We start from the raw sequence: 20,967 nt of genomic DNA on the forward strand, positions 1-20,967 counted from the left end.
TGGTGCTCGGCGCGGACAGTTACCCGATTATGGCATCACCGCAATCAGCTGCCGATGTCGCCCTGGTGCACCATGGAGGCTCGGGCACCGGGCCCTGCCGGGACCCCGTGAACCTCAGGTCAGGCTGGGCGACCCGCCCCACGCCAGGGTCGGGCCGCCGATGCCGGCGGCGTCCAGGGCCACCTTGCTGCGCTCCCGGATCTCGCGCTGCAGCCCCCACTGCTGGTTGGCCACGCACTTGGCCGTCACCCGCAGTGTCATGGCCGTGCCGGTGATGGACTCCACGCCGAGAACCTGCGGTGCCTCGAGCAGGGTGTCCTTCCACTGCGGCTCCTCGGCCAGGGTGGTCAGCACCCCGGTGATCAGGGCGGTGACCTGGTCGGGGTTCGCCTTGTAGTCGACCGGGATGTCGACCAGGGCATTCGACCAGCCCTGGCTGACGTTGCCGACGCGAATGATCTCGCCATTGCGGACGTACCAGACCTGGCCGTTGGGGTCGCGGACCTTGGTGACCCGCAGCCCGACCTCCTCGACGGTGCCGCTGACCTCGCCCAGGTCAACGATGTCGCCGACGCCGTACTGGTCCTCGGCGATCAGGAACAGCCCGGACAGGAAGTCCTTGATCAGGGTCTGGGCACCGAAACCAATGGCCACGCCGCCGATCCCGGCGGAGGTGAGCAACGGACCCATCGGCAGGCCCAGCGTCGAGAGGATCATCAACGAGCCAATCGTGATGATCAGGAAGCCGGCGATCGAGCTGAGCATGGACCCCAGGGTCTTGGTGCGCTGCACCTGCCGGGGGTGGTCGAGGCCCAGCAGCCGCCGCGTCCGGGTGCCGGACAGACCCGGCAGGCTGCGGTTCTGCTCGCGCTTGGACAGTGCCGCGCGCACCACCCGCCGCGACGACACCACCGCCAGCTGCCAGGCAACGACCATCGTCGCCACGATGATGCCGATCTCAATGAGGGTGTCGGGCCACGTCCAGGAGCTGAGCATGGGTTCCATTGTGCCGTCCCGGCCGATGCGGGTGCCCCGGGTCAGCTCTTCTTGGGTGCTCCCGGACGGGCGTAGCGCACCCAGGTGATGACGACGCACATCACGGCCCAGGCGATGCCGACCACGTAGAACGGCACGACCCCCATCACCGTGATACCGATGCCGAACAGGAACGGCCCGAAGGCGGCAATGGCGGCGGTCCAACCGATCACGCCACCGGCCTGACGCTTCTCGAAGATCATCGGCATCTGCTTGAACGTCGAGGCGTTGCCGATGCCCGAGAACAGGAAGATCAGCAGCATGCCGTACAGGAAGCGGTCGAAGCCTGCCGCCAGCGCCTCGGCCGAGGACGTGTCGGGGGTCAGTCCGCCGATGGTCCACCAGATCGAGCCGACCAGGCCCACGCCGGAGACCAGGGTCCAGATGGCGCCGCCGGTCCGGTCGGTCAGCGGCGCGAACAGCACCCGGGCGCCGGCGCCGATGAGGGGCCCGAGGAACACGTACTTGACCGGGTCGGGCACGTCATAGCCCTGCACCAGCAGCTGCGCGGACGCCCCGCTGCCCTGCACGATGGCGGCGTTGCCGGCCCCGTACAGGTTGATCATCAGCAGACCGAACTGCGCCGACAGGCCCGAGAAGGTGCCGAACGTCATGATGTAGAGGATCGTCATCCACCAGGTGTCCTGGTTGCTGAAGATGTCGAACTGCTGGCGGATGTTGGCCTTGATGGGCACCGACTTCAGGTACCGCCAGGCCAGGAACGCGCCGATCAGGATGAACGGCAACCAGACGAAGGATGCTGCCTGGTACCAGACCTGCTGGTCGGCCTTGCCCGGGAACTTCATCTGCTGGCTGATGCCCATCCACCAGAACATGCCGAAGCCAATGATCCAGGGGGTGATCAGCTGCACCAGCGAGACGCCGAAGTTGCCGATGCCTGCCTGCAGGCCGAGTGCGGTGCCGGCCATCCGCTTGGGGAAGAAGTACGAGGTGGACGGCATGAAGCCCGAGAACGCGCCGCCGCCGATGCCGGCCAGGAAGGCCAGCACCAGCAACTCCCAGTACGGGGCATTGGGGACCATGGTCCGCACGCCCCACCCGAGCACCGGGAAGACGAGCAGCAGGGTGGTCAGCGCGACCATCTTGCGGGTGCCCATGATGGGGGGCAGCACCATCCAGACCAGCCGCAGCAGCCCGGCGGCCAAGCCGGGGGTGGCGGCCAGCCAGTACAACTGCGGCTTGCTGAACGAGTAGCCGATGGCGTTGAGCTTGGGAATGATGGCGCTGGGCAGGAACCAGGCGACGAAGCACATGGTCAGGGTGAAGGTGGTGATCCACAGCGTCTGCCAGGCCAGCCGTTTGTCCCAGGTCGACTCGTCCTCCGGGTCCCAGGAGTCCAGCCATTCACTGCCGCGCCGAGCCGTTGCCGCGTTCGGGGTGGTGGTCATCGTCGTGCCTCTCAGGTGGTGACGAGGAGGTCGGACCCGGCGTCGGGCCGGTCAATCACATCCTCCAGTTGTGGGGACTGGTCGTGCAGCATGCGGTGGATCGTCCAATGCATCCATAGCAGGGAAACCAGGACGAAGCCGAACAACACGACGAAGGCGCTGGACCACATTCCGGTGGCCTGCTGCCCGTAGCTGAACATCAAGGGCAGGAAGAATCCGCCCAGACCGCCCAGCATTCCCACCAGGCCCCCGACGGAACCCACGTTGTCGGGGAAGTAGGTGGGGATGTGCTTGTAGACCGCTGCCTTGCCAATGCCCATGGCGCAGCCCATCAGGAAGACCAGCGCGACGAACAGCCACAGGTTCATCTGGTAGGGCAGGAAGGTGCGTTCGCTGCCGTCGGGCATGGCCACGACCAGGTGCCCGTTGGGCATCATCAGGATTCCCGAGGTCAGCAGCATCACGAAGAACGTGGCGTACATGGCGCGGCGGGCCCCCCAACGGTCGCTGACCCAGCCGCCGAGGGGACGCAGCAGCGAGGCGGGGAAGATGAAGGTTGCCGTCAGCAGCGCCGCGGTCTGCAGGTCGAGGCCGAAGACCGTCACGTAGTAGTTCGGCAGGTAGGCCGACAGTGCCACGTAGGCGCCGAAGACCACCACGTAGTAGAGGCTGAACCGCCACACCCGGACGTCGCGCAGCGGGCGCAGCATCTGCTTGATGGGTTTGGCCTCGCCGGGGATGCGGTCCTTGGCCGGGGTGAACAGCAGCACGCACACGGCCAGCACCAGCAGCAGCACCGCGTAGATGACCGGGATCAGGCGCCAGCCGCCCCGGATGCCGAGGAAGTAGGTGGAGCCTGCGGTGGCGGCGATGATGGCCGGCCCAATGAACTTCGTCACCGAGGCGCCCACGTTGCCGGCACCGAAGAGGCCCAGGGCGAAGCCCTTGCGGTGCTGGCTGAACCAGGCCGAGTTCCACGACACGCCCACGGAGAAACCGTTGCCAACGAAGCCGACCAGGAAGGCCAGCACCAGCAGCATCGGGTAGTTCTGGGCATAGGAGACCGCCAGCGAGGCCGCGGCGCCGATCAGCAGCAGCCCCAGCATCACCTTGCGGCCACCGATCCGGTCGGCCAGCATCCCGGCAGGCAGTCGCCACATCGAACCGTTGAGAACGGCCAGGGAACTGATCCAGGTCAACTGCGCGTTGGTGAGGCCGAACTCCTGCTTGATCGGGACACCGAGGATGCCGAACATGAGCCACACGGCAAACATCACGGTGAAGGCGATGGTGGACCAGGTCAGTACTCGACCAGAGCCAGGCAGTTCGGTGACAGGGGTGGCGTTCATGAGGTCCTTGAATCGTCAACAATGGTCTCCGCCAAATCAGAGTCCAGTGGAAACTGTGGCACACCCCGTCGGCGGCGCGGGCGAGGGGTGGGCAATTTTCTGCATCGGAACTGTCACGCGTATTTGAATGATTCGGAGGATTGCGGCCCTCGATGTGATGTGATTGCATCGTCGCACTGGCATTCCGCTAAATGCCGTCGGACATGGATGTCCGAACCCCCACCAACAGGTATGGAGCAGGTTGATGAGCGCAGCGCTGGACCGGGGGCACCCGCCTCGGCACGCGCTCGCGGTGCTGGCCTCACCGGTGCGTCGCGACATCCTCGACCTGCTCGCGAACCTGCCGCGGGTGCCCACCGCGGCCGAGCCGATGACCCGCGCCCGCGGACTGACGGCAGCAGAGCTGGGCGAGCGCCTCGACCTGCACGTCACCACCGCACGCTTTCACCTGGACCAACTCATCGACGTCGGTCTGGTCAGCGGCCATGACGAGCGCGGCCACGTGGGTCGGCCCAAGCGTCGCTACGCCGCCAGCCCCGGGCCGCTGCCGGCGGTGGCCGGCACCGAGTCGTACTCCAAGCTCTCGTCCGTGCTGGCCGAGGCGCTCAGCGACGGCACCCCCGCGACCGCCGAACAGGCCGGCCGCCACTGGCTGGAGGCCAATGCCGCCGCCCTCTTCGACCCCGGGCAGGCCCCACCGGCCCGCAACCGGTCCCAGTGGTTCTCCAAGATCGGGATGCTCCTCGACGTGCTGGACGACTGGGGCTACGCCCCGGAGCTGACCACCACCAACGCCGGCCACACCGCAGAACTGCAGTTGCACCACTGTCCGCTGCGCGACCTGGTCGACACCAACCCGGACGTCGCCTGCGGCGTCCACCGTGGCATCATCCAGGGCACCCTCGAGGCGCTCGGCGAGGGTGACGCCGAACTCAAGCTCACCCCGTTGACCAGTCCCGACGTCTGCCTGGCCCGCATCACCACCCGTCGCAACCTCGCCCACCGCCCGCCCGCCACGAAAGGCCCGTCATCATGACCGACACGCAGTCCCGTCGCCCGCAGGGATTGGACGACCCCCTCACCCAGGCCCTGGTCTCGACCCGGCGCTTCTTCACCAAGGCGAAGGTCTCCGAGGACAGCCGGTCGATCTACAACGAGGGCGGTCGCTCGGACGCCTTCTACCGTGACCGGTGGGCCTACGACAAGGTCGTCCGCTCGACCCACGGGGTCAACTGCACGGGCTCGTGTTCGTGGAAGGTCTACGTCAAGGACGGCATCATCACCTGGGAGGCCCAGCAGACCGACTACCCGTCGACCGGCCCCGACAAGCCCGAGTACGAGCCCCGCGGCTGCCCCCGCGGTGCGGCCTTCTCGTGGTACACCTACTCCCCGACCCGGGTGCGCTACCCCTACATCCGCGGGGTGCTGCTGGAGATGTACCGGCAGGCCAAGGCCGAGCACGGCGACCCCGTTCTGGCGTGGGCCTCGATCGTCCAGGACGAGGCGAAGTCGAAGCGCTACAAGTCCTCGCGCGGCAAGGGCGGCCTGGTCCGGGCCAGCTGGGACGAGGCGATCGAGATGGTCGCTGCGGCGCACACCTACATCATCAAGCGCTACGGCCCCGACCGGATCGCCGGCTTCTCGCCGATCCCGGCCATGAGCATGGTCTCGCACGCCTCCGGCGCCCGCTACACCAGCCTGATCGGCGGCTCGATGCTGAGCTTCTACGACTGGTATGCCGACCTGCCGATGGCCAGCCCGCAGATCTGGGGCGACCAGACCGACGTGCCCGAGTCGGGCGACTGGTGGGACGCCGGCTACCTGCTGATGTGGGGCTCCAACGTGCCGTTGACCCGAACCCCCGACGCCCACTGGATGACCGAGGCGCGTTATCGCGGCCAGAAGGTCGTGGTGATGAGCCCCGACTACGCCGAGAACGTGAAGTTCGCCGACGAGTGGCTGCCGGTCGCTCCCGGCACCGATGCAGCCCTGGGCATGGCCATGGGCCACGTCGTGCTCAAGGAGTTCTTCGTCGACCGCACCGTCGACTTCTTCGACGGCTACTGCAAGCAGTACACCGACCTGCCGTTCCTGGTCACCCTCGACCCGCAGGCCGACGGCACCTACAAGGCCGGCAAGTTCCTGGTGGCCGGCGACTTCCAGGCGGCCGAGCAGTCCGGCGAGAACGCCATGTGGAAGCCGGCACTGTGGGACGGCGCCACCGACGGCCCCGCCATCCCCAACGGCACCCTCGGCGACCGCTTTGGTGACGAGGGGGTCGGCAAGTGGAACCTCGACCTGGGCGATCTGCAGCCCTCGCTGTCGCTGCTCGGGACGGCGACCGAGACCGCCGAACTGGTGATGCCCGCCTTCGACGACGCCCTGGGCGACGTCCAGGAACTGCGCCGCGGGGTGCCGGTGCGTCGGGTCGGCGACCGGGTGGTCACCACCGTCTTCGACCTGCTGCTGGCCCAGTACGGCGTCGGACGCCCGGGCCTGCCGGGCGTGTGGCCCGCCGACTACGACGATGCCACCGTGCCCTACACCCCGGCCTGGCAGGAGGGCATCACCGGGGTCAAGGCCGAGACCGTCTCGCGCATCGCCCGGGAGTTCGCGCAGAACTCGGAGGACACCAAGGGCCGCTCGATGATCCTGATGGGGGGCGGCACCAACCACTGGTACCACTCCGACGTCATCTACCGGACGATGATCCTGCTGACCACCATCACCGGTTGCCAGGGCCGCAATGGCGGTGGCTGGGCGCACTACGTCGGCCAGGAGAAGGCGCGTCCCATCACGGGGTGGGCGAACATGGCCTTTGCGCTGGACTGGCAGCGTCCACCGCGCCAGATGATCCAGACGGGCTACTGGTACATCAACACCAACCAGTGGCGCCACGACACCTTCTCGGCCGAGTCGCTGTCGGCCAAGGCACTCGGCAACAACGCCTTCGAGGGCTGCGTGACCGCCGACCTGTTCGCCCAGTCGGCACGGTCGGGCTGGATGCCGTCCTACCCGACCTTTGACCGCAGCTCGCTGACCCTGGCCGATGACGTCAAGGCCTCCGGGCAGACGGTCGGGGAGTACGTCACCGAGAACCTGAAGTCGGGCGCACTGAACTTCGCCATTGACGACCCCGACGCGGAGGAGAACTGGCCCCGGGCGCTCACCCTGTGGCGGGCGAACCTGTTCGGCAACTCCGCCAAGGGCGACGAGTACTTCCTGAAGCACCTGCTGGGCACCGACAGCGCGGTCACCGCCGACGAGGCACCCGAGCACCTGCGTCCCACGTCGATCAAGTGGCATGACAAGGCGCCCGAGGGCAAGCTCGACCTGGTCCTGACCCTCGACTTCCGGATGACCAGTTCGACGCTGATGTCCGACGTGATCCTGCCGGCGGCGACCTGGTACGAGAAGCACGACATCAACACGACCGACATGCACCCCTTCGTGCACCCGTTCACCCCGGCCATCAACCCGCCGTGGCAGGCCAAGACCGACTGGGACATCTTCGGGCTGCTGGCCGACAAGCTGTCCGAGCTGGCCGTGACCCACCTGGGCACCCGTACCGACATCGTGGCCACCCCGATCATGCATGACAGCGCCGACGCGATGGCCAACGTGCACGGGATCGCCGCCGACTGGAAGAAGGGTGAGATCGAGCCCATTCCCGGCGTCACCATGCCGAAACTGACAGCCGTCGAACGTGACTACACCTTGATCGGCCAGAAGTACTCGGCGATCGGTCCGCTGCTCGACAAGCTGGGCACCACCACCAAGTCGGTCACCTACGACGTGAGCAGCGCGGTCGAATACCTCAAGGGCCGCAACGGCGTCCACGGCGGCGACGGGGTCAATGCCGGACGACCGAAGCTGGTCAGCGGCATCCAGGTGTCCGAGGCGATCATGGCGCTGTCGGGCACCACCAACGGGCACCTGGCGACCCAGGGCTTCAAGACCCTCGAGAAGCGCACAGGTCACCTGATGCACGACCTGGCCGCCGAACACGAGGGCAAGATCATCACCTTCGACGAGATCGTTGGCCAGCCCACCCCGGTGATCACCTCGCCGGAATGGTCCGGTTCGGAGAGCGGTGGCCGCCGCTACAGCCCGTTCACCATCAACGTCGAGCGCCTGAAGCCCTGGCACACCCTGACCGGGCGTCAGCACTTCTACATCGACCACGACTGGATGCAGGCCCTGGGCGAGACGCTGCCGACCTACCGCGGTCCGCTGAACATGAGCCAGCTCTTCGACGAGACACCGCTGGGGCAGACCAACGAGTTGGGGGTCTCGGTCAGGTACCTGACCCCGCACTTCAAGTGGGCCATCCACTCCCAGTACCAGGACAACTGGTTCATGCAGCAGCTCTCGCGCGGCGGCCAGCAGGTGTGGATGAGCGTCCAGGACGCCGAGAAGGTGGGAATCGGGGACAACGACTGGGTGGAACTGGTCAACCGCAACGGTGTGGTCAACGCCCGCGCCATCGTCTCCCATCGGATGCCCAAGGGCACCGTGTTCATGTACCACTCGCAGGACCGGCTGATCGACGTGCCGCTGACCGAGGCCAATGGTCGTCGTGGGGGCATCCACAACTCGATGACCCGGATCCTGATCAAGCCGAGCCACATCATTGGCGGCTACGCCCAGTTGGCCTACGCCTTCAACTACATCGGGCCCACCGGGAACAACCGTGATGAGGTCACCATGATTCGCCGCCGTTCGCAGAACGTCGAGTACTGAGACTCGACAGGGAAGAGAGACAACTGACATGCGCATCATGGCTCAGATGGCGATGGTCATGAACCTCGACAAGTGCATTGGCTGCCACACCTGTTCGGTGACCTGCAAGCAGGCCTGGACGAACCGCACCGGCACCGAGTACGTCTGGTTCAACAACGTCGAAACCCGTCCCGGTCTCGGCTACCCCCGCCGCTATGAAGACCAGGACGAGTGGAAGGGCGGCTGGGAGCTGAAGAAGAACGGTCGCCTCAAGCTCAAGGGCGGCGGCCGCTTCAACAAGCTGCTCAACATCTTCTCCAACCCGAAGATGCCCGACATCGACGACTACTACGAGCCGTGGACCTACGACTACGAGACCCTGCTGAATGCACCGGCGCAGAAGAACTTCCCGGTCGCACGTCCTCACTCGATGCTGACCGGCAAGCCGATGAAGCCCGAGTGGGGCGCCAACTGGGACGACGACCTGGGCGGCACCTACGCCACCGGCCACGCTGACCCGATGCTGAAGGGCATCGAGGACAAGGTGAAGTTCGAGTTCGAGCAGACCTTCATGTTCTACCTGCCGCGGATCTGCGAGCACTGCCTCAACCCCAGCTGCGTGGCGTCCTGCCCGTCGGGGGCGATCTACAAGCGCTCCGAGGACGGCATCGTCCTGGTCGACCAGGATCGTTGCCGCGGCTGGCGCATGTGCGTCTCGGGCTGCCCGTACAAGAAGGTCTACTTCAACCACAGCACCGGCAAGGCCGAGAAGTGCACCTTCTGCTACCCCCGCATCGAGGTCGGCATCCCCACGGTGTGCGCCGAGACCTGCGTCGGCCGGCTGCGCTACATCGGCCTGATGCTCTACGACGCCGACCGGGTGCTGGCGGCGGCGTCCACCACCGATGACACCAAGCTGTATGAGGCACAGCGTGACGTCTTCGTCGACCCCCGAGACCCGGCCATCGCCGCCGAGGCCGAACGCCAGGGCATCCCCCTGGACTGGATCGAGGCCGCCAAGAAGTCGCCGGTGCTCAAGCTCATCCAGGACTACCAGGTGGCGCTGCCGCTGCACCCGGAGTACCGGACGATGCCGATGGTCTGGTACATCCCGCCGCTGTCACCGGTGGTCGAGCAGCTGCAGCAGACCGGTCACGACGCCGAGGACGCCGGCAACCTGTTCGGCGCCATCGACGCCCTGCGCATTCCCATGGAGTACCTGGCCAACCTGTTCACCGCCGGTGACGTGGCGCCGGTGCGTGCGGTGCTCGACAAGCTCGCGGCAATGCGCTCCTACATGCGAGACATCAACCTCGACCGGGAACCGCAGGAGGAGATCGCCAACGCCGTCGACATGACCGGGCGGGAAATGCAGGAGATGTTCCGGCTGCTGGCCATCGCCAAGTACGAGGACCGCTACGTCATTCCCAGCGCCCACAAGGAGCAGGCGCACTCGCTGGAGGAGCTCGGCACCGACTGCCCCGTCGGCGAGGGCAAGTCGAACAAGTCCGGCCTGTTCGGCGGCGGTTCGGGCGGTGGTCCGGTGCCGGTCGCCATCCAGACCCTGCGCGAGACCAAGGCCCGGATGCAGGCCGACGACATGTCGCAGGTGCCCGGCTCGGTCAGCTACCTGGAATGGGACGGGCAGGGCATGCCCGGCAAGGCCAGCCCCGCCGAAGCCGCTTCGCGGCACGGCATTCCTGGCGCCGAGCCGTCCGGGGAGAATCATCCGTTCATGGCGGGCGCGCCGCGCCTGGACGGGGACCCCGGCACCTCGGGGGAGCATCGCAGTGATGGTGGGGCCCGGTCATGAGGCAGTGGCTCAACATCCCGGGGCTGCGCAAGCGCGATGCGGTGGCGCCGCGCCGCAAGCATCCCGAACCGGAGCTCGGCGAGGCCGACCTGAGGGTGGCCTGGCAGGTGATCAGCCTGCTGCTGGACTACCCCACCCCAGAGGGCATCGACCAGCTGCCGGTGCTGCGGCAGCTGGTGCAGCGGTTGCCCGAGCCGGTGGCGGCGCCGCTGCAGCGGTTGATGGACCACCTCGAGGGCACCGAGTTGAAGGCGCTGCAGACCGATTACGTCGACACCTTTGACACCACCCGCAAATGCGCCCTGCACCTGAGCTACTACGCCTACGGCGACACCCGCAAGCGGGGGATTGCCCTGGTGCAGTTCAAGCAGGCGTTCCGCCGGGGCGGGCTCGAGGTGACCGACGACGAGCTGCCTGACCACCTGGCGGTGGTGCTGGAGTTCGGCGCCACCGGCGACGACGTCGGGTTGGCGTGGAAGCTGCTGAACGACCACCGGGCCGGCATCGAACTGCTGTACCGCGGCCTGCTGGATCGTCCCTCGGCATGGGTGGATGCCCTGAACGCGCTGCTGGCGACCCTTCCGGTGCTGCAGGGCGAGCAGGAACAGGCCGTCGCCGAACTGATGATGCAGGGCCCGCCGGACGAGACGGTCGGCCTGGATGCCTATTCCCTCGACCCGCGGCTCAACCCGCATCCCGATGACGAGGCCATGCCCTCGTTCGCCCCGGCAGGCCAAGGAGTCATGTCATGAGCACGTTCCTGTGGGTGATCTTCCCCTACATCGCCCTGGCCGTCTTCGTCGTCGGCCACATCTGGCGCTACAAGTACGACAAGTTCGGGTGGACGACCCGCAGCTCGCAGCTGTACGAGTCGAGGATGCTGCGCATCGCCAGCCCGCTGTTCCACTTCGGCGTGCTGTTCGCCGTGCTGGGGCACGTGATGGGGCTGGTGTTCCCCAAGTCGTGGACCGATGCGATCGGGATCAGCCAGCACAACTATCACCTGGTCGCGGTCATCGGCGGCCTGGTGTCGGGGGCAATGATCATCGTCGGGTTCACCATCCTGGTGTTTCGTCGCCGCACGACCAAAGCGGTGTTCAATGCCACCACCCGGAACGACAAGGCCATGTACCTGCTGTTGGGGATCGCTATCGCCACCGGCATGTGGAACACCATCAGCACCACGCTCAGCGACGAGTACAACTATCGCGAGGGGGTCTCGGTGTGGTTCCGCAGCATCTTCGCGCTGTCGCCTGATGCCAGCATGATCTCGAGTGCCCCGATCCAGTTCCAGTTGCATGCCCTGACGGCATTCCTGCTGGTGCTGGTGTGGCCGTTCACGCGGCTGGTGCACGTCTTCAGCGCCCCGATCGGCTACCTGAACCGGCCCTACATCGTCTACCGCTCGGCCGGCCATGCCAGTGGCGCCGGCCCGAAGCGGATGCAGACGCCGCAGGGCACCTGGAACAAGCCGGGCTGGGACGGCAGTCGTCCGGGCACCCGGAAGAAGGAGAAGACGCGGGGGTAGTGGCTGGCGGAGCTGTCAGGCAGCGTCACCGTCGCCCCACTCGTTCGGTCACAGGAGGGGTCTTTGGTTGAAGTCCAGCGGCTTTGAGAGGCAGGCAACACGATTCCATGGGCATTTTCAAAGCCGTTACGGGGGCGTCGATCTGCACTTCAAGACAAAGAGTCTCAATTGCACACTGTGGGGAGGCCAGGGCCGTGGATGCGTGTGGCAGAAGTAGAGTGGGTGAAGTTCATGGATGTTGAATGGTGGAGTCGAGTTCTGATTGATTCGGTGAGTCGTTGCGTTCCGGAGGCGACGGCATCGACGACGTTTCATCCGCGCGTTGATGTCGCCATCCGGTTTCAGATTAGCGCGGGTGATCCTTGGATTGAGGCGAGGCTTTCTTCACCTATTATGTGGTTGGTGCTTGATACTGGGTTGGCAGTGGGGCCGCTCTTCTTCGCAGAGAATCGGGTGCCTACCGCCCTGGATTGGGAGGTTGATCTTGAGATGATGGAGGATATTGCGACGGTCTGTTGCAATTTTCTTCAGGGCAAGGTGGTGGAGTACAAATGGTTGTGGCGTAGAGGTCTGAAGGTGGAAAGTGGGCCGGGTGAATATTGGCGATTCAGTTGAAGTGAGCCCGCCCATAGTTCGCAGGCTTGGGAGTGGCTGATTCTCCGCGTAAGCGTCTGGAAGGGCGGACATGCTGGGCCATCTCGCTGCCCTGGCTAGTTAGGTCAGCGACGCTGATACAACACAGATCGTAGGCTGCACAGGGAGGTATTTTAGGGTGTCTGGGTCGCTGTGGGGCTCGGCGAGCAGTCCAGATGGGCGGAAGGCCCGGATGTGCTTCCCATGGCGCGGTGTAACCGTCCGTAGTGGCTACCCCCAGAAGGCGCTCACACCGCGCTCGCTAGGGTGGGAGCAGGCAACGACGAGGAGCACGTACCGGTGAAAACGCACCCTGGGCCGCTGGTGGCTGACGCCCGCGAGCTGACCCCCGACGAACGGCACCGCCACAGCCGCACCACCGCCATCCCCGCCATCGGCGAGCAGGGGCAGGCCCGGCTGCGGGCCGCCTCGGTGGCCGTCGTGGGAGCCGGTGGGCTGGGCTCCCCGGTGCTCACCTACCTGGTCGGGGCCGGCGTGGGCCGGCTCACCATCATCGACAATGACGTGGTCGAGGTGCACAACCTGCAACGCCAGGTCGTCCACGGCACCGGGACCGTCGGGGTGCCCAAGGTGACCAGTGCCGCCGACCGGCTGCGCGACCTCAACCCCGAGGTCGAAATCATCGAGCGTGACCTGCGATTGGACCCGTCCAATGCGGTTGCCGAACTGGGCGGCCACGACCTGCTCGTCGACGCCACCGACAACCTGCCCGTGCGCTTCGCCATGGCTGATGCCGCCGACACGCTCGACCTGCCTGTCGTCTACGGCTCGGTCAGCAGCACCCGCGCCCAGGTCACCGTCTTCCGCACGTCCTGGGGCATTGGTCTGCGCGACCTGCTCGACGAGGACCAGCAATCGGGGGTCACCAAGTTGGACGACGTCGGGGTTTTCGCGCCGCTGACCGGCATCGCCGGCTCCTGGATGGCTGTCGAGGCCATCAAGCTGATCACCGGCGTTGGTGACCCGCTGATCGGTCGGCTGCTGTACCTGGACGCCCTGACCGCCACTCCGCAGGTCCTGCCGCTCGTCGCCCGCGCCCCCTTGGCCCAGAGCCATGGTTGAGCGCCTGCAGGTGACGGTCGAGGAGTACCTCGCCGAGGTGCTGGCCCTGGTCAGCCCGCTGAAGGAGACCGAATCCGTACCCGTCGCCCACGCCGCCGGCCGCACCCTGGCCGAGGCGGTCACCGCCAAGGTCAACGTGCCGGGCTTCGACAACTCGGCGATGGATGGTTTCGCCGTGCAGTTCGCTTCGGTCGCGGTGGGCGAGGTGCTGCGTGAGGTCGGTGACGTCCCCGCCGGTTCCGGTCTGGACCCCGCCCTCGGCCCCGGCGAATGCGTGCGCGTGATGACCGGTGCGCCGGTGCCGAGTCAGGCCGACACGATCATCCAGCGGGAGTTCGTCACCGAACATCCCGATGCCTTTGGCCCCGGCCAGCCCGGCGTTCAGGTCAATGAACTGCCCAGACGCGAGGGCCTGCATGTGCGCCACGTGGGTGAGGACTTCAGCATCGGCCAGGAACTGATCCAGGCCGGCGAACTGTTGGGTCCCCACCACGTCTCGCTTGCCGCCTCGAGTGGTTCGGGCACCGTCGCGGTCGTGCGGCGTCCGCGGGTCGTCGTGGTCGCCACCGGCGACGAACTGGTGCCCCCGGGCGGCAGCCTTGGCCCCGGCCAGATCCACGAATCGAACCTGACCCAGCTGGCGGCCTCCCTCGAGGACGATGGTGCCGAGGTCATTGAACGGCTCTGGTTGCCCGACGACCCACAGGCCTTTGCGGCGGGGCTGGACGCGGTGGCTGGAGCTGCCGACCTGATCGTCATGAGCGGTGGCATCAGCGCCGGCGACCATGATGTCGTCCGCATCGCCCTGGCCGCCCGCGCTGAGGGGACCTTCCGGCATGTGTTGATGCAGCCCGGCAAGCCGCAGGGGTGGGCCCGGTGGAATGGCACCCCGGTGCTCGGGCTGCCGGGCAACCCGCTCAGCACTGCCACCAGCTATGAGTTGTTCGTCCGCCCCCTGATCGAGAAGTTCCTGGGCCGTCCGCAGCAGCCCTGGTCGGCGGCCGTCGCGGCCGAAGCCTGGGACACCCCGGCCGGACGCCGACAGTTCATCCCCGTGACCGTCGAGCATGACGCCACCGGTCGGCGCCTGGTGCGTCCGGCCCACCGCCGCGGCTCGGCCTCCCACATGGTCAGCGCCCTGACCCGCGCACACGCCATCGCCGATGTTCCGGCGACGGTCAGCCGGGTCGAGGCCGGCGATGTCGTCATGATCAGGAGCATTCGATGAGCCAACACCCCTTCACCCACCTGGACGCCAGCGGTCAGGCGCGGATGGTCGACGTGACCTCCAAGCAGCCCACCGTGCGGGCAGCCACCGCCGCCGGGACCGTGCTCTGCAGTCCCGAGGTGGTCGAACTGCTGCGCTCGGGCCGGGTGCCCAAGGGTGACGTGCTCGCCATGGCGCGGATCGCCGGCATCCAGGCGGCCAAGAAGACCCCTGAGTTGTTGCCGCTGGCGCATGTGATCGGCGTGCACGGGGCAGTGGTCGAGGTCGAGGTCGTTGATCATGGTGTCGAGATCGTCGCGACCGTCCGGACGGCAGACAGGACCGGCGTCGAGATGGAGGCCCTGACCAGCGTGGCCGTCGCCGCGCTGGCCGTGATCGACATGATCAAGGGCACCGACCGCCACGCCCACATCAGCAATGTGCGACTGCTCGCCAAGGAGGGCGGGCGATCGGGGGTGTGGCGCCGTGACGAGTAGCTTTGATGCCCCGAGCCGTCAGGCGAGCTTTGATGCAATCGTGCTGGCTGGCGGCAAGGGGTCCCGCCTGGGCGGGGTCGACAAGGCCGAGCTCAAGGTCGGCGGCGTCCGCCTGCTCGATCGCGTGCTCGAGGCCACCAGCGGCGCCCGGACGACGGTCGTGGTCGGACCGGTCAGTGCTCCCGACGGAGTGCTGGTTACCCGGGAGGACCCGCCGGGCACCGGACCGGCCGCCGGGATCGCGGCCGGGATGGCGGCGGTGACCGAACCCGCCGAGTGGACGCTGCTGCTGGCCTGCGACCTGCCGGGCGCGCCGATGGCGGTCCACCACCTGCTGGACCTCCTGGCGTCCGGGTCGGCGACCGCCGACGCCTACTGCCTGGCCCGCGAACCCGGCAAGCCGGAGTGGTTGTTCGGGATTTACCGCACCTCGGCGCTGCAGGCCGCGGTCGCGGCCTACGGCGACCCGCGGGACCGGTCGGTGCGTGGCATGGTCGGCGTACTCAATCCGGTGGTGGTCGAGGCGGACGTGGAGAACGCCGCCCGCGACCTGGACACCTGGAACGACCACGCCCGCTGGAACGCCGCGATCCGGCTGGCCACCGGCAGCCCGCCCGAGGACCGCACGCCGTGGCGTCCGTTCATTGAGCGGGTCTGCGCCGCGGTGGGGGTCGATCCCGACCTGGTCGACGAGGACGCCCTGCTGGACATGACCCGCGAGGTCGCCCATGCCGGGGCGCGTCCGATGGCGCCGGTGAGCGCCTTCATCCTGGGCGTGGCGGTCGGTGCCGGTGGGGACCCCGACTTCCTGCTGCGGGTGGTCGAGGACGCCGCCACCGCCGCCCCGGTTCCCCCTGGACTTGAAGAACACCCCTCTGACAAGGAGATCTGAATGGTCAACGTGCGTTACTTCGCCGCCGCAGCCGATGCTGCCGGCACCACTGCCGAGCAGTTCGAGCCCGGCACCCTGGCCGAGGTGCTGGCCGTGATGACCGAGCGCCACGGCGAACGTCTCGCGGAGGTGGTCGGGCGGTGCTCTCTGCTCCTGGACGGTGCCAAGGTCAGCGACCCGGCCACGGTGTTGACCGCCGGGGCGAAGCTGGACGTGCTGCCGCCGTTCGCCGGGGGATAGGCGCCGACCCGGGCCGGGTGGCGCAGATACCCGGGTTCCCGCGATTTACCCGGAGAGGAACTCGGGTAGACCGGTGCAAGCCGGGTAATCCGACCGGATCACCGGAAGGCTGACACGTCGGTGAGGCCCTTCGTCCGAACGGTGACCACCACAGCCGAGATCAGGTTGATCGCCCCGATCACCAGCAGTACCCAGGTGAACGTCCCGACCGAACCAACGGTGAGGTCCCACACGGCGGCGCCGAGAATCACCGCTGCCAGGATGTAGGACGTGATGGCCCTGCGCTTGAGGCTCTTGAGCAGTGCTCGTGCGGGTTCGGACTCGGCGTCGGTCGTGGGGGCGAGGGGAGCAACGACGGGGCGGTCGACGACGTGGAAACGGCCGTCGAAGTCCCGCTCGGTCTGCGGGTCGTAGGCGTCCCAGCCGGTCTCCTCCTGGACGATCCGGATGACCTGGCGGGCTCGCTCGTGCAAGGCCGTGGCGTCGGCGTACCCGTCGGTGGGGAAGCGGACCTGCGCGCCCTCGCCGGTGAGGACAACCTGCAGTCCGGTGGAACGGTCGGTGACCTCGCCGAAGGAAGCGGCACCAGGCTCGGTAGGCCTCCAGGTGCCCGCATCGTCGCCGAACAGTTGACGGGTGCGGGACTCGATCCGGTTGAAGGTCTCCACTCCCCGGGCGCGGGTCTGCTCGTCCTCGGACAAGAAGGTACCGCTCTCTTCGGTCGCGGTCAGGATGATGGCATAACTCATGGGTCCATCCTGCCCGTCCAGGGCGCCAGTGGCGGATGCTCGCGGCTACGGGTCCCGGATGTTACTCAGGACGCATCTGGATACGACAACCCGTCGGGTCAGCCATCGGCAACAGTTCCACACCCTCGCGGGAGCCGAGGTTGCGCATGACGGCGTCGACCATGCCTTCATGCATTTCGCAGATGACCTGGGGATGCTGCACGGCCAGGTCGAGCAGGGGACAGCTGCTGAGGGTCAGTGCCTCGCCGTCGGCGGTGGCCGTCCGGGTCGGTGAGAAGCCGAGCATGTCGAGGACCTCGATCAACCCGTCAATGGGTGCCTGCCCGGGCTGCGCATCTGCGGCCGTGAAGTGTTCGGCCTGCTGGTTGCCCCAGATCTGGCCGATGGCGCGGGCATGTTCGGGCGCGGTGTCCTGGTCCTGGGCGACGAGGTAGGTCGCGAACGCACCGACGAGGTCGCGGTACTCGTCGGCCTGGTCGTGCTCGGCCAGGGCGGCGCGGCCACGTGGGGTGAGGCGGAAACCCTGGGGTCGGCGACCGGGTCGTCCGGTGGGAAAGGAGGCCACCTCGACCATCCCCTCATCGGCCAGCGCCGAGAGCTGCTGGCGCGAGGTGTTGGGATGGCCGCCCAAGTGCTGGGCGACGACGTCCAGGGTGACCCACTGGCCAGGGGCTGCCTCGGCCAGGCCAGCCACCGCCCGCAGCACGCGTTCTCGCGCAGCCGACAGCCGTCGCGTCGTCCGCTGTCGTGGACCGTTGCCGGTGCCGTGCACAGTCATGACCTACCCCCGAGGTATTGCTACATCACTCATGGATTAATGTACTCGCATGACCACAGAATCCCTCAAGAACCCCCTGACGATCACCGAGAAGCACGCGTGCGGCTGCGGTGACCACGACCAGGACCTGCCCGAACTTGATGCCCGGGCCATTCCCCATGCGATTCGCCACGGCGCGATCCTGGGTGCGCTCGGCCAGTTGGGGGCTGGTGGCGCCATGATTCTGGCCGCCCCGCATGACCCGCAGCCGCTGCTGCGCCAGATCGACCAGCAGTTCAATGGCACCGTCGAGATCAGCTACGTCGAACAGGGCCCCGAGGTGTGGCGCCTGAAGATGGTGCGAGGCTGATGTGCAGCTACTGCGGCTGTGACGCCATCGACGTGATCGGACGATTCATGAACGAGCACGTCGAGATCATCAATGCCACCGGCGAACTGCGTCGTGCCGTCGAGGACGGGGCAACCGATGAGCAGGTGCGCGCACATGTCGCAGTAGTGGCGGGCCTGCTGGGCCCGCACACCGGCGCCGAAGAGGTCGGACTCTTCAGCGTCATGAAGCAGCAGGACGAGTTCGTCGACTACGTCACCCAGTTGTGCGGCGAACACGTCACCCTGGACGGGCTGCTGGAGCAGATTGACGCGGGCCGTCGGGAACTGGTCGGCGTCTTCGAGGACGCGTTGCGCGAGCACATTGACCGCGAGGACAACAGCCTGTTCCCGGCCGCCGCCGTGTCCCTGGTCGGCCCGGACTGGGACCAGGTCGATGCCCTGACCCATGACCACGATCATCGGGTGGGCAACCCGCACGAGCACGAGCACGAGCACCCGCACGAACACGCGGCGGGTTGAGCACCGCTCACTACTGAGCACCCAGAAATGTCCAGCAAGTGGCGGTTGTCGAGCCCACAACGGGTGATCATCCCGAGTTCATGGACATCTCTGGGGCGCTCTGGCTACGAGGCAGTCATCTGAGCCGAGGCAGTGATCCTTGCCGGGGATGCCGCGTCAGCCGCCGATCGCGCTCATCGGACGATCGGGCTGCAGGAAGCCGGGCTCGTTGATGCCATGCCCGGGCAACTTACCGGCCAGACAGGTGTGGAAGATCTGGGCCAGTTCCTCGTCGCTGGCCCCATCACGCATCGGACCGCGCAGGTCGCTCTCGCCGCGGGCGAACAGGCAGTTGCGCAGCTGACCATCGGCGGTCAGGCGCAGCCGGTCGCAGGCCCCGCAGAAGGGCGCGGTCACTGAGGCGATGATGCCCACCGTCCCGGGGCCGCCGTCGACCAGGAAGCGTTCGGCGGGTGCTGCGCCGCGTCCTTGGATGGGGGTCAGCTCATGGCGGACCGACAGCAGTTCGATCATCTCCGCCTGGGTGACCATGGTGCTGCGGTTCCAGATGTGGCCGGCGTCCAGCGGCATCTGCTCGATGAAGCGCAACTCCAGCCCACGATCGAGGCACCAGTCCAGCAGATCGGCGACCTCGTCCAGGTTCGTTTCGCGCATCGGCACGGCGTTGATCTTGATCGGCGTCAGGCCGGCCGCGAGCGCGGCGTCGATGCCGGCGATCACGTCGTTGAGGCGGTTGCGGCGGGTCAGCTTGTGGAAGCGTTCCGGGTCCAGGGTGTCCATGGAGATGTTTGCCCGGGTCAGGCCAGCATCGGCCAGGGCGGGTGCAGTCTTCGACAAGCCGATGCCATTGGTGGTGATCGAGATCTCGGGGTGACTGCCGTCGGGCAGTTGCAGCGCCGCGATCCGTGCCACGATCTCGACGATGTCGGGACGCAGCAGCGGCTCGCCACCGGTCAGCCGCACCTCGGTGATGCCCTGGGACAGACCGACCCGGACGATCCGCATGAGTTCTTCGGGGGTGAGCAGGGTCTGGCGTGGCAGCCACGGCACTCCCTCGGCGGGCATGCAGTAGGTGCAGCGCAGGTTGCAGTGGTCGGTCAGCGAGATCCGCAGGTCACGGTGGACCCGTCCGTAGTTGTCCTCGAGCGTCATGATGTCCCCGTCCCTGCCGTGGAGCCGTCGTCCAGGCCCAGATTCGACCAGACCTTGCGCCCGTCCACCTCGGTCTGGTGCTTCCAGATCGGCAGGTCGGCCTTGATGCGCTCGACCACGGTTTCGCACACCGAGAAGGCCAGCCGGCGGTGGCCGGAGGATGCGGCCACCACGATGGCCAGTTCGCCGACCTCCAGGTGGCCCACGCGGTGTTGGGCGCTGACGAGGGCTTCGCCGTTCGGGTCCAGCTCGTCCAGGACGGCCGCGACGATGGGGCCGATCATGGCGTCGGCGTCGGGATGACCGGAGTAGTCGATGCTGGCGACCTCGCCCTGAGCCTCGGCGTCGTGGTTGCGGATCTGGCCGAGGAACACCGCGACCGCACCGGCGGTGGGGGAGTCGACCAACAACCGCAACTTCTCGGCGTCGATGACCTCTTCGCTGACGTGGGCATGGACGACGGGCATCAGTGATCTCCTCCGGACAACTGGGACAGGGCATGGGGCAGCAGCGGCAGCACCACGTCGAGCCCCTGGTCGACTGCCCGGGGGCTACCGGGCAGGTTGATGATCAAGGTCTGGCCGACGACACCGGCGGTGCCGCGTCCCAGTGCTGCGTGCGGGGCCACCTCGATGGCGCGCAGGCGCAGCAGTTCGGCAATGCCGTTGACCTCGCGGGTGATGACCAGACGGGTGCCCTCGGGGGTCAGGTCGCGGGGGCCGATGCCGGTGCCGCCCGAGGTGATGACCACCCGGGCGCCGACCTCAACGGCCTCGCGCAGTGCGGCAGCGACCGACTCGGCACCGTCAGGGACGACGCGCAGATTCGTGCGGAAACCCGCCTCTTCCAGGCGGGCAACGGCCACCGGACCGGAGCTGTCCTGCCGTTCGCCGGCGGCGCTCCGGTCCGACACGGTGACCACGGTCGCGAGGTCCTGGGGCATGCTCCCAACCTACCCTGTGGCCTCCGTTCGCAGGCCGTCGGCCCCATTCCGCCGCAAACTCGGAGAACCTGCCATATTTCTGCCGCAG

21 protein-coding genes are annotated in these 20,967 nt (G+C 67.3%); 13 read left to right on the forward strand and 8 right to left on the reverse strand.

Annotated elements, in window-relative coordinates; translation table 11 throughout:
- Window positions 1-114: 114 nt before the first annotated feature.
- The 3 genes from IPV09_RS03765 to IPV09_RS03775 are packed head-to-tail and all read right to left on the reverse strand — an operon-like array spanning window position 115 to window position 3,793.
- A complete protein-coding gene (locus IPV09_RS03765; protein WP_370590208.1) occupies window positions 115-1,005 on the reverse strand; it encodes a mechanosensitive ion channel family protein in 891 nt (296 codons plus the stop codon).
- A gap of 32 nt (window positions 1,006-1,037) precedes the next feature.
- The gene (locus tag IPV09_RS03770; protein WP_207473784.1) at window positions 1,038-2,444 is read right to left on the reverse strand and encodes an MFS transporter; all 1,407 of its coding nucleotides are present in this window, start codon (window positions 2,442-2,444) and stop codon (window positions 1,038-1,040) included.
- 11 nt (window positions 2,445-2,455) lie between these two features.
- On the reverse strand, window positions 2,456-3,793 hold the full coding sequence (locus IPV09_RS03775; RefSeq protein WP_207473785.1) for a nitrate/nitrite transporter: 1,338 nt from the start codon (window positions 3,791-3,793) through the stop codon (window positions 2,456-2,458).
- Window positions 3,794-4,037: 244 nt separating this feature from the next.
- On the opposite strand from IPV09_RS03775, the gene IPV09_RS03780 reads away from it, so the two are divergent.
- The 11 genes from IPV09_RS03780 (at window position 4,038) to IPV09_RS03830 (ending at window position 16,408) form a co-directional block, all read left to right on the forward strand.
- Window positions 4,038-4,829 (forward strand): metalloregulator ArsR/SmtB family transcription factor, encoded by a 792-nt coding sequence (locus IPV09_RS03780; protein WP_207473786.1) that lies wholly within the window; start codon window positions 4,038-4,040, stop codon window positions 4,827-4,829.
- On the forward strand, window positions 4,826-8,536 hold the full coding sequence (locus tag IPV09_RS03785) for a nitrate reductase subunit alpha (RefSeq protein WP_207473787.1): 3,711 nt from the start codon (window positions 4,826-4,828) through the stop codon (window positions 8,534-8,536). Before IPV09_RS03780 ends, IPV09_RS03785 begins: the two co-directional genes overlap by 4 nt.
- A gap of 28 nt (window positions 8,537-8,564) precedes the next feature.
- A complete protein-coding gene (gene narH, locus IPV09_RS03790; protein ID WP_207473788.1) occupies window positions 8,565-10,328 on the forward strand; it encodes a nitrate reductase subunit beta in 1,764 nt (587 codons plus the stop codon).
- Window positions 10,325-11,080, forward strand: a complete 756-nt coding sequence (narJ, locus tag IPV09_RS03795) for a nitrate reductase molybdenum cofactor assembly chaperone (protein ID WP_207473789.1) — start codon at window positions 10,325-10,327, stop codon at window positions 11,078-11,080. The genes narH and narJ overlap by 4 nt, the downstream gene beginning before the upstream one ends.
- Window positions 11,077-11,856, forward strand: a complete 780-nt coding sequence (gene narI / locus IPV09_RS03800; protein WP_207473791.1) for a respiratory nitrate reductase subunit gamma — start codon at window positions 11,077-11,079, stop codon at window positions 11,854-11,856. The genes narJ and narI overlap by 4 nt, the downstream gene beginning before the upstream one ends.
- A 222-nt stretch (window positions 11,857-12,078) precedes the next feature.
- Window positions 12,079-12,471 carry a hypothetical protein gene (locus IPV09_RS03805; protein WP_207473794.1) on the forward strand — a complete coding sequence of 131 codons (393 nt, stop codon included), beginning with the start codon at window positions 12,079-12,081 and terminating at the stop codon, window positions 12,469-12,471.
- Window positions 12,472-12,789: 318 nt separating this feature from the next.
- Entirely contained in the window at window positions 12,790-13,572 is a 783-nt protein-coding gene (locus tag IPV09_RS03810; protein WP_207473796.1) for a HesA/MoeB/ThiF family protein, read from the forward strand.
- Complete coding sequence (gene glp, locus IPV09_RS03815) at window positions 13,565-14,800, forward strand: gephyrin-like molybdotransferase Glp (protein ID WP_207473798.1); 1,236 nt, start codon at window positions 13,565-13,567, stop codon at window positions 14,798-14,800. Before IPV09_RS03810 ends, glp begins: the two co-directional genes overlap by 8 nt.
- Entirely contained in the window at window positions 14,797-15,276 is a 480-nt protein-coding gene (moaC, locus tag IPV09_RS03820) for a cyclic pyranopterin monophosphate synthase MoaC (protein ID WP_207473800.1), read from the forward strand. The genes glp and moaC overlap by 4 nt, the downstream gene beginning before the upstream one ends.
- A complete protein-coding gene (locus IPV09_RS03825) occupies window positions 15,266-16,168 on the forward strand; it encodes an NTP transferase domain-containing protein (RefSeq protein ID WP_207473802.1) in 903 nt (300 codons plus the stop codon). Before moaC ends, IPV09_RS03825 begins: the two co-directional genes overlap by 11 nt.
- Window positions 16,169-16,408: a MoaD/ThiS family protein gene (locus tag IPV09_RS03830; RefSeq protein ID WP_207473804.1), complete on the forward strand. Its 240-nt coding sequence runs from the start codon at window positions 16,169-16,171 to the stop codon at window positions 16,406-16,408.
- Window positions 16,409-16,506: 98 nt separating this feature from the next.
- On the opposite strand, the gene IPV09_RS03835 is transcribed toward IPV09_RS03830, so the two are convergent.
- Both IPV09_RS03835 and IPV09_RS03840 read right to left on the reverse strand, forming a co-directional pair.
- Window positions 16,507-17,157, reverse strand: coding sequence for a hypothetical protein (locus IPV09_RS03835; protein ID WP_207473806.1), 651 nt, complete (start codon window positions 17,155-17,157; stop codon window positions 16,507-16,509).
- 61 nt (window positions 17,158-17,218) lie between these two features.
- Window positions 17,219-17,935, reverse strand: coding sequence for a metalloregulator ArsR/SmtB family transcription factor (locus IPV09_RS03840; protein ID WP_207473808.1), 717 nt, complete (start codon window positions 17,933-17,935; stop codon window positions 17,219-17,221).
- Window positions 17,936-17,984: 49 nt separating this feature from the next.
- Here IPV09_RS03840 and IPV09_RS03845 point away from each other — a divergent pair, with 49 nt between their 5' ends.
- Together IPV09_RS03845 and IPV09_RS03850 are read left to right on the forward strand one after the other, a co-directional pair.
- Complete coding sequence (locus tag IPV09_RS03845) at window positions 17,985-18,284, forward strand: DUF2249 domain-containing protein (RefSeq protein WP_207473810.1); 300 nt, start codon at window positions 17,985-17,987, stop codon at window positions 18,282-18,284.
- A complete protein-coding gene (locus IPV09_RS03850) occupies window positions 18,284-18,784 on the forward strand; it encodes a hemerythrin domain-containing protein (RefSeq protein ID WP_207473818.1) in 501 nt (166 codons plus the stop codon). The genes IPV09_RS03845 and IPV09_RS03850 overlap by 1 nt, the downstream gene beginning before the upstream one ends.
- A 156-nt stretch (window positions 18,785-18,940) precedes the next feature.
- Here IPV09_RS03850 and moaA read toward each other — a convergent pair whose 3' ends face one another.
- Genes moaA through IPV09_RS03865 form a run of 3 tightly spaced genes read right to left on the reverse strand, consistent with a single transcriptional unit; the run spans window position 18,941 to window position 20,879 of the window.
- Window positions 18,941-19,936 carry a GTP 3',8-cyclase MoaA gene (gene moaA, locus IPV09_RS03855; protein WP_207473819.1) on the reverse strand — a complete coding sequence of 332 codons (996 nt, stop codon included), beginning with the start codon at window positions 19,934-19,936 and terminating at the stop codon, window positions 18,941-18,943.
- The gene (locus IPV09_RS03860) at window positions 19,933-20,403 is read right to left on the reverse strand and encodes a molybdenum cofactor biosynthesis protein MoaE (RefSeq protein WP_207473820.1); all 471 of its coding nucleotides are present in this window, start codon (window positions 20,401-20,403) and stop codon (window positions 19,933-19,935) included. Before IPV09_RS03860 ends, moaA begins: the two co-directional genes overlap by 4 nt.
- A complete protein-coding gene (locus IPV09_RS03865; RefSeq protein WP_207473821.1) occupies window positions 20,403-20,879 on the reverse strand; it encodes a molybdenum cofactor biosynthesis protein B in 477 nt (158 codons plus the stop codon). The genes IPV09_RS03860 and IPV09_RS03865 overlap by 1 nt, the downstream gene beginning before the upstream one ends.
- Between the last annotated feature and the right edge of the window lie 88 nt (window positions 20,880-20,967).

The sequence above is a fragment of the Tessaracoccus sp. SD287 genome, from assembly GCF_017355265.1.
Classification (GTDB): domain Bacteria; phylum Actinomycetota; class Actinomycetes; order Propionibacteriales; family Propionibacteriaceae; genus Aestuariimicrobium.